This window comes from Microbacterium keratanolyticum (genome assembly GCF_016907255.1).
GTDB classification, from domain to species: Bacteria; Actinomycetota; Actinomycetes; order Actinomycetales; family Microbacteriaceae; genus Microbacterium; species Microbacterium keratanolyticum.
On record NZ_JAFBBQ010000001.1, the window covers coordinates 528,661 to 540,904 of the forward strand.

The following is a 12,244-nucleotide window of genomic DNA, read 5'->3' on the forward strand; positions in this document are numbered from 1 at the left end:
GACCGTGGCCGTTCAGGTGAGCGGCCACGGCGCCGCATCATCCGAGGTCTACGAAGCCCTGCCAGCCCCAGCCGATGCGGTTGCTGGCGCCCCAGCTGCCCGCGCCGTTGCCCCGATAGAGGTACAGGTCACCGCCGGGAGTGCGTGCCAGGACATCGACTGTGCCGTTGCCGTCGAAGTCGCCGGGACCGATCAGACTGCTGAACATCCCCCAGCCGTTGCCGATCTGTCGCGCGTTCCCCCAACTCCCTGAACCGGTCGTCGGGAAGAGCCACAGTGCACCCGCGGGGGTACGAGCGAGCAGGTCCGAACGACCGTCGCCGTCGAAGTCGCCGACATTGAAGGCAGCGTCGAAGCCGCTCCAGCCGTATCCGATGACGACAGCGCCGCTCTTCCATCCGCCCTTGCCGTTGCCGGGGTACATCGTAAGCTCTCCCGAGCTGGTACGCGCGAGGACGTCAGGGATGCGATCGCCGTCGAAGTCGATACCCGAAATCAGCAGACCGAGCGTGTGCCAGCCGTTGCCGATCTTGACCGGTGCTCCCAGCTTCTTGTCCGCGGTTCCGGGATAGAGGTAGAAATCTCCCGACGGCGTCACGCGGCCGAGGTCCCGGAACCCGTCTCCGTTGAAGTCACCCATGGGCAGGAGATTGTCCGCCGCGCTCCAACCGGAGCCCAGCGGGAGAGTCCCCCGCCAGCTCCCCGCGCCGTCGCCGCGGTAGAGGGTGACCGAGCCGTCTCCGGCGAGAGCCGTGACGTCCACAGCGCCGTCCAGGTCCATGTCACCGGTGCCCGGCTGCAGCGGGCGGACCACGCCAGCGGCAGGCCCCGCTCCGCCGTTCGACCGCATCGAGGTCCATCCGGTCCCCACTCGCACGGGTCCGGTGAGACCGATCCAGCTCTGTCCGTAGTAGTGCAGGAGGTTGCCCGCCGTATCCGTGGCGAGCAGATCCGCCCAGCCATCGCCGTCGAAGTCGCCGGCGCTGAAGATCGAGGTGAAGTTCCCCCAGCCGGTGCCGATGAGCTTTGAACCCACCCATCCGCCACGACTGTTGCCGTAGTACACCCACAGGCGCCCGGCGCTGTCGCGGGCGACCAGGTCGAGGTTGCCATCTCCGGACATGTCGATGTTGCCGATGAGCGTCGTCATGCCGCCCCAGCCCCAGCCCACGACAATCGGAGGCAGGAAGCCGCCGCGGTTGTCTCCGCGCCAGAGGTGCAGCGTGCCGGCCTTGTCGGTCGTGAGCACGTCCGGAACGCCGTCGCCGGACATGTCTCCCGCTGCTGTCGCCAGGACGACATTGGACCAGTCGACCGCAAGGGGCTTCGCGTTCGTCAGGCCACCCGGGGAGCCGTACATGACCATCACCGACGCACCATTGCGCATGAGCGCGTCCCGGGTGCCGTCGCCGTCGAGATCCCCGACCATCATGACCGTCGCCCCGCCGACGCCCGTCGCGAGCTTGGATCGCGCCGCAGACGCACCTGGGCCGACCGGATAGGCCCAGACGTCGCCGGCGCTGTCCACGGTCGTGATGTAGCTGGAGGTGTTCGGGGAGCGCAGCGATCCCGAACCCGAGGTGTCCTGCGTGGAGCCGAACCAGTCCGTGAAGTAGTTGTAGAAGTTGCGGTTGCCGTAGCTCGAGCAGCTGTCGCCTTCGCCGTAGCCGGCGCGGAGAGCAGCGGCGTTGGGCTGATACGGCGTGTAGTAGTAGAGCGCCGAGGTGGCGGCGTTCTCCATGTAGACCGGGCCCGTGCCGCATCCGCGGTTGGGGTGGTACTGCACCTGCCAGGTGTAACCCGGCGCGAAGTAGGTGAACCAGTAGCCCTCGGTGTAGATGTTCATCTGCCGGGCGGCACCGTAGATCTGGTAGAAGAATCCGGCGAACTGGGGATCACAGGGCGCGTCGTCGGGGCATCCCTGTCCCAGCGCCATGTCGTATCGCCACTGGCTGGGCCACGTGTGGGTGATGAGTCCCTGCTCCTTCTGGAGCATGACGAGCAGAACCTGCGGGTTGATGCCGCAGGACTGGGACGCCTTGTAGATGATCCGCGCGGCGGACTCGTTCGCCGCGCCCGCGTAGCCGTCGCAGTAGCTGTCCGCGGGACGGGTCGGCGTGCTCATCCGGAAGTCCTTGAGACAGGTGTACCCGGACGTGCAGCTGGCCACCTTGCTCCGAATGAAGGCGTCGATCTCCGCCTCGGTCATCGAGCGGTTGTTGAAGAAGACGTCATCGGAGATGATGTTTCCCGGAGTGAACCCCTCCAGCCCCATCGGGCGCACCGCGCTGTCGACCGCACTCGCGACGGCCGCCGTCTTCACGGCGTCGACAGGCGAGGCAGGAGCGGCGGATGCGCTCTGAGGTACGAGGAAAGCCGCGACAACGGCAGCGACGGCCAGCAGCGACGCGAATCGTCGTCGGGGCGCGAAGGCTCGTCGTGGACGTGGGGAGGGTCCAGTCATACCCAACAGTCTGTCTGATGATCAGCGCTCGACCGGGCGGGACACGCGCCTATGACGCGCAAGTTCGGAGGCATTCTGCTGCCTCGCATTCCCCTCAGTCGCGATGCACGGCGCCGTCACCGGAGGGTGGCGACGCATATCCGTGCGGATTCTTCGACTGCCAGCGCCACGCATCGGCGGCCATCTCATCGATCGAGCGCGTCGCACGCCAGTCGAGTTCGCGCTCTGCGAGGGCCGTGCTCGCCCACACGCGCGCGAGATCGCCGGGACGTCGGCCGGTCATGCGGCGTGGGATCTGCCGACCGGTCGCGCGTTCGAACGCCGCGATGAGCTGCAGGACCGAGGTCGGTGTGCCCGTGCCGAGGTTCCAGGCGCGGATGCCGGGACTCTGCGTGATCGCGCGCAGGGCGGCGACATGGCCTTCGGCCAGATCCATCACGTGAACGTAGTCGCGCTCGCCGGTGCCGTCGGCGGTGTCATAGTCGTCGCCGAAGATGCTGACCTCAGGAAGCTGACCGATCGCGACGCGGGTGATGAAAGGAGCGATGTTGTTCGGAATCCCGCTCGGGTCTTCGCCGATCAGTCCGCTGGGGTGGGCGCCGATGGGGTTGAAGTAGCGCAGCAGCGCCACGCTCATGCTCGGGTCTGCGCGCGCGACGTCGACGAGAATGCGCTCCTGCATGACCTTCGACTGCCCGTAGGGATTCGTCGCCTCCAGCAGTCCCCCGCTCTCGGTGTAGGGCGACGGCTGGTTGTCGCCGTACACCGTTGCCGACGACGAGAACACGAGGCGTCCGACGCCGTGCCGCTGCATGACGCGCAGCACGGAGAAGATCGCATCGATGTTGTGGGAGTAGTACTCAAGAGGATTCGCGACGCTCTCGCCGACGGCCTTCAGCCCCGCGAAGTGGATGACCGCGTCGGGCACCGCTTCCGCGAACACCCGGTCGAGCTCGTCTTCATCCCGGACGTCGAACCCGTAGAACGCCGGACGAACACCCGTGATCGTGTGGATCCGCTCCACGACATCGGGCGCGCTGTTGACCAGGCTGTCGACGATCACGACCTCGTTGCCCTGCTCGATGAGACTGACCGCGGTGTGCGAGCCGATGAATCCGGCACCGCCGGTAATGAGCACCCGCATCGGGGCTCCTCTCCTTCAGAAATCGTGTTCAGGCTACCCGGGCAGCCGCTGTGCGTTCGGAATTGTCTACAGCTCGGCGTGAAGCGCCCACACGCGTTCGGCCGCTCCCTGCCAGGAGAACGCCCGGCCGCGATCGGCGGCGAGCACACGAGCGCGTTGCGCGCCGTCGCCGACCGCATCGATCAGTGCGTCTGCGAGTTCATCGACGCCCACGAGGGCGGCGCCGTCAGCGAGCACATCCGCGTGCACGTCAGACGCGACGGCGACAACCGGCACCCCGAGTGCCAGCGCCTCGATCGCCCGCCACGGCCACGCGAAACCATCTCCCGCGACGAGGAGCGCCTCGGCGCCTCCGATCACGGATGCGCGGTCGCGCACTTCTCCTCGTCCTCGTGCGTGCACAGCACGTTCGGAGAGCCCCGCGGCTGCACCGCGCGCGACGACTTCCGGCTCGGCTCCCTCGGCGACGTCGAGGACGACCGCCTCCAGTCCCGCTGCAGCCGCGGCGGCGAAGCCGTCGCCGAGCTGATCGCCCCGTCCGACGATCACGACATAGCGGTCCGGGATGAGCAGGTCTTCGCGGCGCTGCGTCGCGTCTGCGGGGACAGCGAACCCCGTCGGTGCGGCCCCGGCGATCACACGGACGCGGTCCCCGAATGCGGCGTGCTCCCCCAGTCGAGCGGCGATGGCGTGCGAAGGCACGACGACGGCGTCCGCGTGTCTGACTGCGCGACGCAGCATCGCCCGCTGCCAGGCAGCGGTCGACGTGGGCAGTCCCGCGGTGTTCTCCCACGCACAGAGGTCCCAGATCGTGACGACGGTCTGGTCGTGGTTGTGCACGCGGTCGTGGCGCACCAGCGGTGCGAGGAGAGAGGGAGCGTGAATCATGCCGGCGCCGACGCCGGCAGGCACGCCGAACTGCCAGGCTGCGGCGAGCTCGCGGCGTCCGAGCCGCATCCGATGCACCTCGGAGACGCCCGGGATCATGGTGTCCTCCGCACCGTTCGGGACGATCGCGGCGACATCACAACCCGCGGGCGCCGTCTCGACGAGACCACGCGCCAACGATCGCGCCACCCAGGCGTCGTCTCCCGCTGTGGGAGATCCGGTCTGATCGAGAACGACGCGGAGCTGAACCATGATTCGAGAGTAGCCGCGGCCAGCCGTGAGACCGCTGAGGCGTCCCGGCGTCGCCGATGCTTCCTGTTGCAGGTGCCGGGCACCGTGCTTGAATGCTCCCATGAGCGATGGCCGGCTTCCGCGAAAGCGACCGCACTGGGTGGTCACGACGCTCCTCCTGCTCGGGCTGCTCCTTGCGGTGGCGGTGGGCTGGGTCGTCGTGCGGGGTATCGGCGCCACTAACGATCTGCGCCAGGTCGCCGCCGAAGGCGCGGCGCTGAAGACCGCGATCACGGATGCGGAGCTCACTCGGGCCGGCAACATCGCGACGAGGATCGCAGACCATGCCGATTCCGCGCGTGCGCTGACCTCGGACCCGGTGTGGCGCGGCTTCGAGATCCTCCCCTGGCTCGGAGCGAACTTCACGGCCGTCCGCGAGGTCGCGGAAGTGGCGGACGATGTGGCATCCGACGCCCTGAAACCCGTTGTGGACGTGGCAGCCGACATCGATCTGTCCAGCGTCGGCCTCATCGACGGCGCGATCGATCTCGCCCCCTTCGCCGACATCGAGCCTCCGCTCCGCGCGGCGACCGCCTCACTCTCGAATGCGGCAGCACGCGCGGATCGCATCGACGCGGATGCCACGATCGAGCCACTCGCCGAGGCGATCCACGAGCTCCGTGAGGCCGTGACCGAAGCATCCACCGTCGTCGGCGCGCTGCACGGCGCGAGCGCACTGCTGCCGACGATGCTCGGGGGCGACGCACCGCGGACGTATGTCGTCGCTATGCAGAACAATGCCGAGCTGCGTTCCTCCGGCGGCATCGTCGGGGCCCTGGCGCTCATCCGTGCAGACCAAGGCGCGATCACCCTCGTGCGCAACGCGTCGACGCTGGGCTTTCCTGTGCGCGAATCATCGCTCGACCTCTCTGCGCCGGTGCGCGCTCTCTTCGACGAACAACCGGGACGCTTCATCCAGAACACGACGAGTGTGCCCGACTTCACCGAGGCCGCCCCGCTGATCGCCGAGATGTGGCAGAGCTCGTTCGGCGAGACGGTCGACGGTGTCCTCGCCGTCGACACCGTCGTCGCTGCGCATCTGCTTGAGGCCACGGGGCCGGTGACGGCCGGAGCGCTGAGCCTTGACAGTGAGAACGTCGTCGATGTGCTCCTCTCGGAGGTCTACCTCACGATCCCGGATCAGGCCACACAGGACGCGGTCTTCGCGAACGCGAGCGCTGCTCTGTTCGGAGCGGCGCTGACCGCTCCTCCCCGTGAGCTCATCGGCGCCCTCGCAGAGTCCGCTGATGAGAACCGGATCCGCATCTGGAGTGCGCACCCCGAGGAGCAGGAGCTCCTCGGGGCATCCAGCCTGGGCGGCGCCCTGCCGCAGGACCCTCCGGATGCCGCCACGGTCGGGGTGCTGATCAATGACATCACCGGCGGAAAGATGGACTACTACGCCGACGCGGACTTCACCCTCGCCGTCGGAGAGTGCCGTGGCGAGCCGATCACCCGGGTCACGGTCACCTGGAGCAATGGCGCCCCCGCGGACGCCGCCGCCCTGCCCCCTCTCGTGACGGGCAATGGCTGGTACGGGGTGCCAGCGGGCGAGACGCGCACGCTCATCGCCGTCTACGGTCCGAGCGGATCAGAACTCGCCGCCGACAGCAGAGACGGCTCAGAGGAGCCGGTGCAGAGCACGACGCTGGATGGGCGCCCGGTCGTCCAGCACACCGTCCAGTTGGCTCCCGGAGCCGACAGTACGATCACGGTCGATTTCCGCGGCTCGGGAGCCGGCCACGCCCTCACCGAGCTGCGTCACACGCCACTCATCGAGACCTTCGAGATCACTCCAGAAAAACTCGTCTGCGAGTAGTGACGCAGCGCGCGCCCGTGGGGTATGCTCGTTCCACATCTGGGGATACTGGATTCCGACCACCGTGGGGGTGCAAGGGGTCCGACGACTGAGCAACGCTGGGGAGTGACGCTCAGGCGGTTCCGCGTGAATCTCACTGGGGGAGAAACATGCTCAAGCAAGTTGCAGTAACTGGGGTTGCCGTAGGGCTGCTGCTTCTCGCAGCGCCTGCCGCCTCGTACGCGGCCGATCCGTATGTGACGGATCCACGCACAACGGTCGATGACCCTGTCATCGAGCCGTGCGAAGTGTCGACATTCCGCTTCGGCGCAGGATTCTTCCTCGCCGGCGAAGATGTCGCCGTCTCTGTCTCTGGGCTCAACGGAGAGAGTGCCCCGATCTCGGGCACTGTCGCAGCCGACGATGGCAGCCTCGTCGTGTCGATCGGCGTCCCTCCGGGCGGAGACGGTGACTATGCCGTCACGTTCACCGGGGCGCAGCGTTCGCACCTCGGCAGCTTCACCGTCGTCAATGGCGGGAACGCGCCGGGGAGCTGCAGCGACGCCGTCGCCGCTCCGGCGGGAACCGAGCTCCCGCTGAGTAGTGGCACAGGGATAGAACTCGCACTCACGGGAGGCTCCGTGTCTCCGTGGTTGATCGGCGCCGGCGCACTCGCCGTCGTAGCCGGTGGCGCGCTAGTGGCGACTGGGGTAGTTCGCCGCTCTCGCGTCTGACGGGCGGCTCGCTCAGCGACCGCCCGACGGGCGGCGGTGGTTCCCCCTCCCCTCAGGGCCACCGCCGTTCCGGCATGAGCATGGGTCTGCGTTTTCCGGCGCATCGACCCATGCTCGTGTCCTTTGTCACGCTCGCTACACCGAACCTGCGGGCGGCGTCCGTCAGCCTTCGGGGGTCGGCGTCGGTGTCGGTGGGTGCAACGTCTGCTGCACGAGCTGCTGAATGTAGGCGTAGTCCGGATTGAACTCGTCGATGCCACCGTCGGGCGTGAGCTCGATCGTCGTGACCTCCTGCTCCTTCGCCTTCAACATGAGATCGAAGAACTCGGGAAGCTTCGCCTGCGGGAGATCGGTCTCGATGATGGCTGTCCCGGCCTCCGCCACTTCGGTGAAGCGTGTGAGCACGTTCTGGGGGGTGAACTGAGCGAGGATGGCCCGCTGCAGCTCGCGCTGACGGAGCATGCGGTCGAAGTCACTCGTCGTGTATCGCGAGCGGGCGTACCACTGCGCGGTGTCGCCGTCCATTCCCTGCGTTCCGGGCTCGATCCATCCGATCGCCCACTCGTTGACGTCATCGCCGTCCCAACCCTCGGGCGGGCCGCCGATGGGCAGACGCTCGTTCACTGTCACGGTCACGCCGCCAAGAGCGTCGATGAGCGCCGCGAAGCCGTACATGTCGATGAAGACGTAGTAGGGGATCTCGATGCCGAGGATGCCCTCGACGGCGTCTTTCGTCGCCTCGACGCCCGGCTCCGAGCCGAGCGCGACCGCATCCGGGTAGAGATTCTCGCCGTTGTACTCGTTGCGACACACCTCAACCTCGGTGCGCAGCTGGTTGATACCGCTCCCCCAGCCGCACTCCTCGTCATCGTGGCTCTCGTGCCCGTCCGGGTACAGATCCTGCATCGGTCCGGGTGCGAACGGGAACCCGGGCATGTCACGAGGGATGCCCGTGATCGTCATCGCGCCGGTCTCCGCGTTGACAGACACCACCGAGATGCTGTCGAAGCGCATCGAGTCGCGCCCTTCGCCGCTGTCGGCACCCAGCAGGAGGATGTTGTAGTAGCCATCGCTGGGCGGCAGACTCGGACCGCTCTGACTGAACACCGTGCTGATCGTGCCGCGGGCGGCGCCGACGATCGTCGCACCGTAGGCGGCACCGGAGCTCAGAAGTCCGACGACCAGAACGGCGACCAGCGGAATCGCGACGCGCGCCGCAGGGGCGACCTTCACGAGCCGGACGAGGCGGATCGTGTCCAGAGTGAGCACGATCCAGAGCAGGGCATATCCGATGAGGCCGATCTGAGCGATCGTCTGCACCAGCCAGGACACCCAGCCTCCGCCGACCGTCAGCCACAGCACGCCTTGACGCCAGAACAGCGCCGCCGCCGCGGTGACGAGCACGACGGCCCAGAGCGTGAGCGTCGCGCCGAGGCCGAACCGGCCGAGCCGCCGGTTGCCCGCGAGCACCTGCGCGGAGCCCGGGAGAAGGATGTTGAGGGCGACCAACCACCATCCGCGCTTCGTCATCGTCGCCGGTGACGTCGTGTCGGGGTTGCGCAACGGTGCGGTCTCGACGAGACGCCTGCGGCCCGTGCGCGCAGACGTGGCCGGCTCACGAAGCAGCGTCATAGAGAGTCCTTCAGGCGCTGATTCTTCGCCTCGACCTGTCCCTCCAGTTCGCGCGCGTACGTCTCAACGCGATCCGCCAGTGCAGCGTCGGACGTGCCGAGGATGCGCGCGGCGAGGAGGCCTGCGTTCTTTGCGCCACCGATCGAGACGGTGGCGACAGGGATGCCGGCGGGCATCTGAACGATCGACAGGAGCGAGTCCATGCCGTCGAGGTAGGCGAGCGGGACCGGAACACCGATCACGGGCAGTGCCGTCGTCGAGGCGATCATTCCCGGCAGGTGAGCGGCTCCGCCTGCACCCGCGATGATCACGCGGATGCCTCGGGCCCGCGCCTCGCGGCCGTACCGCACCAGCTTGTCGACGGTGCGGTGCGCGGAGACCACTTCGACCTCGTGCGGAATTCCGAAGTCGCTCAGCGCCTGCGAGGCATCCGCCATCACACGCCAATCGGAATCGGAACCCATGATGACGCCGACGAGTGGCGCGGAGGAGGAATGCAGTGGCCCAGTCACCCGATAAGGCTATTGGTCAGGGCTGAGAGTTCGCCTCTGCGCACGCGGTGTGGCGAGGCGAATCCCACGCTCACTCGAAGCAGGCGGCTGCGGAACGCGCCTCGTAGACGGCGTCATCGAGGTCATCGCCGGTCACGTTGATGTGGCCGACCTTGCGCCCGGGCCGGGGGTCCTTGCCGTAGGTGTGCACCTTGGCGGACGGATGCTTCTGCATGACCGTGTCGAGACGCTCCCCCATCGTGGCGTTCTGCGGTCCGCCGAGGATGTTGACCATCACTGCCCATGGTGCGCGCAGCGAGGTGTCGCCGAGCGGGAGGTCGGCGACCGCGCGCAGGTGCTGTTCGAACTGTCCGGTGATCGCACCGTCCTGGCTCCAGTGCCCGCTGTTGTGCGGGCGCATGGCGAGCTCGTTCACGAGGATGCGCTCGTCGTCCGTCTCGAAGAGCTCGACCGCGAGCATGCCCGTGACGCCCAGCCCCTCGGCGATCTCCCGGCCGATGCGTGCGGCGACCTCGATGAGCTTCTCGCTTGCGCCGGGCGCCGGCGAGAGAACCTCAGCACAGACACCGCCGCGCTGCACGGTCTCGACGACCGGGTAGACGACGCTCTCACCGGAGGGGCGGCGGGCCACCTGCTGAGCGAGCTCGCGCACGAAGGGAACAAGCTCTTCGACGAGGAGGGCATCTCCGGACTCCAGGCGATCGAACCACTCCGCGGCATCCTGTGCGTTGTCGACGACACGCACACCCTTGCCGTCATATCCACCACGCGGGGTCTTCACGACGCCGCGCCCGCCGTGGGCGTCGAGAAAGCTCTGCAGCGCTTCGGGGCTCTCGACGCGCGCCCAGTCGGGCTGCGGAACCCCCAGGTCGGCGAGCCGGGCGCGCATCTCGAGCTTGTCCTGCGCGAATCGCAGCGCATCGGGTCCGGGATGCACGGCGATGCCGTCGGCGACGAGTGCGCGCAGCACCTCCTGCGGGACGTGCTCATGATCGAAGGTGACGACGTCGACCTCGGCGGCGAAGCGACGCACCGTCTCGACGTCGCGGTAATCGCCGACGGCGGTGGCGGCGAGCTGCGCCGACATCCCCTCGTCTTCGGCGAGGACACGGATGTCGAGCCCCAGCTCGACCGCAGGGGCAATCATCATGCGTGCAAGCTGCCCTGCACCAATCACGCCAATGCGCAACGCCATCAGGTCCTCCTCGGTAACGGTCTTCTCTATTGTTCCGCACCCGTGAGCGCGCTCGTACCGGATATCCGCGTGCGGTCAGAAGCCGGGCGTGGTCGTCGCGGACTGCGCGTTGCGGTGCGCGAGGATCTGGCCGACCTCGATCTGGTCGGCGAGAGTCTCGTGCACGAGCGACACGGTCGAGATGTCGACCAGGCGCAGCGGCGCATCCACGCCGTTGGTCAAGGTGACCGTGCCTGCACCCCACATCCGCTGGAACAACCCGCGGCGCACCGTGATCGTGTACCCCCGCGCGTGGGACATCTCCTGGCTGCGGCGAGCGCCGATGCCGTTGTGCGCGATGATCCGACGTGTCGTCACGGAATAGCTGTGCGAGAGCCAGATCAGAAAGGGCACGACGACGGCGATCAGGACGATGAGGCCGGCGGCCGCCAGCAGCATGCCGTTGGTGAACGGTGCAGGCAGATTGTCATAGAAGTAGGCCGTGGCGCCGCTGACGACGATGAGCACGAGCGCCGACCAGAACAGGTGGCGGGCGTTGCGGTGGAATCGGGCGATGAGCCGCTCTTCCGTGGGCGCGCCGGGTGGCGGCATGAGGGGCCGCCCTCCGAGTCCCACGGGCTGTGTCATGACTTCATTCTGTCGTGTCGGGATGACACGCAACGGCGCTCACCCTCGGTGTGTCGGGGATGCATCAGGAGGCGGGGCGCAGATGCACGATGTCCCCGGCGGCGACGGATGCCTCGCCGTCCTCCGTCTGCAGCACCAGCTGCCCATCCGCAGCGAGTCGCACGGCCTCTCCGCGAAGCTCTCCCCCGCCAGGCAGGTGCGCGGTGACCGGCTGTCCGATGGTGAGGCAGCGAGCGCTGACAGCACGACGCAGCCCGCTCGCGATCGCAGTTCCGTGCTCCGCAAGATCCGTGAGGTGTGCATCCAGGCGAGCGAGGTACCCCGCCAACAGGAGATCGACGTCGCAGGTCACCCCGCGCAGACGGAAGGAGGTGGCTGTCGGCACCGGCAGCTGCTCTGCGGTCATCTCCGTGTTCACCCCCGCGCCGATCACGATGACGCCAGTGCCCGCCGCCTCCGCGAGAATGCCACAGATCTTCTGTCCGTCGACGAGCACGTCATTGGGCCATTTGACCCCGACCCGCGCATCGGGGAGCTGCGCGGCGACCGCCTCGGCCATCGCCGCGCCGGCGGCCAGCGGAATCCATCCGCGCTGATCCGGCGCGATCTCCAGATCGCGCAGCAGCACCGACACGGCCACCGCACTACCGGCCGGCGCCGTCCACTCTCGATCCAGGCGTCCGCGACCGGCACGCTGGTCATCCGTCACACGAACGGAGAAGTGCGGGAACGCCGCAGCATCCGACGCGTCTGCCAGCAGGTCCGCGTTCGTCGATCCCGTCGCCTCGGCGATGTCGAGACGGGCGGCTGCGGCCGAGGTGTGCGGAAGGTTCATGGAGCCACACTATTGCGCGGTGGGGTGCGCACGCAGGGCAGAACCGCGAGAATCGACAGAGGATCAGCAAGGTCGTTGTGCGAAGCATCCAACGGCTGCGTGCGAGGCGACGCTAGTGTGGAAT

10 protein-coding genes are annotated in these 12,244 nt (G+C 67.8%); 2 read left to right on the top strand and 8 right to left on the bottom strand.

The genetic code is table 11. The features are described 5' to 3' along the window. Positions 1-37: 37 nt before the first annotated feature. The 3 genes from JOD62_RS02615 to JOD62_RS02625 all read right to left on the bottom strand — a co-directional run bounded on the left by JOD62_RS02615 (position 38) and on the right by JOD62_RS02625 (position 4,748). Entirely contained in the window at positions 38-2,464 is a 2,427-nt protein-coding gene (locus JOD62_RS02615; protein WP_204937772.1) for an FG-GAP repeat domain-containing protein, read from the bottom strand. A 94-nt stretch (positions 2,465-2,558) separates the two neighbouring features. Next, on the bottom strand, positions 2,559-3,608 hold the full coding sequence (galE, locus tag JOD62_RS02620; RefSeq protein ID WP_204937773.1) for a UDP-glucose 4-epimerase GalE: 1,050 nt from the start codon (positions 3,606-3,608) through the stop codon (positions 2,559-2,561). Positions 3,609-3,674: 66 nt separating this feature from the next. Then, positions 3,675-4,748: a glycosyltransferase family protein gene (locus JOD62_RS02625; protein ID WP_239526523.1), complete on the bottom strand. Its 1,074-nt coding sequence runs from the start codon at positions 4,746-4,748 to the stop codon at positions 3,675-3,677. A 100-nt stretch (positions 4,749-4,848) separates the two neighbouring features. Here JOD62_RS02625 and JOD62_RS02630 point away from each other — a divergent pair, with 100 nt between their 5' ends. Continuing rightward, positions 4,849-6,606, top strand: a complete 1,758-nt coding sequence (locus JOD62_RS02630; RefSeq protein WP_204937774.1) for a DUF4012 domain-containing protein — start codon at positions 4,849-4,851, stop codon at positions 6,604-6,606. A 149-nt stretch (positions 6,607-6,755) separates the two neighbouring features. After that, on the top strand, positions 6,756-7,319 hold the full coding sequence (locus JOD62_RS02635; RefSeq protein ID WP_204937775.1) for a hypothetical protein: 564 nt from the start codon (positions 6,756-6,758) through the stop codon (positions 7,317-7,319). A gap of 162 nt (positions 7,320-7,481) precedes the next feature. On the opposite strand, the gene JOD62_RS02640 is transcribed toward JOD62_RS02635, so the two are convergent. The 5 genes from JOD62_RS02640 to JOD62_RS02660 all read right to left on the bottom strand — a co-directional run bounded on the left by JOD62_RS02640 (position 7,482) and on the right by JOD62_RS02660 (position 12,120). Further along, on the bottom strand, positions 7,482-8,951 hold the full coding sequence (locus JOD62_RS02640) for an LCP family protein (protein WP_204937776.1): 1,470 nt from the start codon (positions 8,949-8,951) through the stop codon (positions 7,482-7,484). Beyond that, positions 8,948-9,415 carry a 5-(carboxyamino)imidazole ribonucleotide mutase gene (purE, locus tag JOD62_RS02645; RefSeq protein WP_204940029.1) on the bottom strand — a complete coding sequence of 156 codons (468 nt, stop codon included), beginning with the start codon at positions 9,413-9,415 and terminating at the stop codon, positions 8,948-8,950. Before purE ends, JOD62_RS02640 begins: the two co-directional genes overlap by 4 nt. Positions 9,416-9,533: 118 nt before the next feature. After that, positions 9,534-10,658: a 5-(carboxyamino)imidazole ribonucleotide synthase gene (locus JOD62_RS02650; protein ID WP_204937777.1), complete on the bottom strand. Its 1,125-nt coding sequence runs from the start codon at positions 10,656-10,658 to the stop codon at positions 9,534-9,536. Positions 10,659-10,733: 75 nt separating this feature from the next. Beyond that, positions 10,734-11,285, bottom strand: a complete 552-nt coding sequence (locus JOD62_RS02655) for a PH domain-containing protein (protein ID WP_204937778.1) — start codon at positions 11,283-11,285, stop codon at positions 10,734-10,736. A gap of 64 nt (positions 11,286-11,349) precedes the next feature. Continuing rightward, on the bottom strand, positions 11,350-12,120 hold the full coding sequence (locus JOD62_RS02660) for a biotin--[acetyl-CoA-carboxylase] ligase (protein WP_204937779.1): 771 nt from the start codon (positions 12,118-12,120) through the stop codon (positions 11,350-11,352). Between the last annotated feature and the right edge of the window lie 124 nt (positions 12,121-12,244).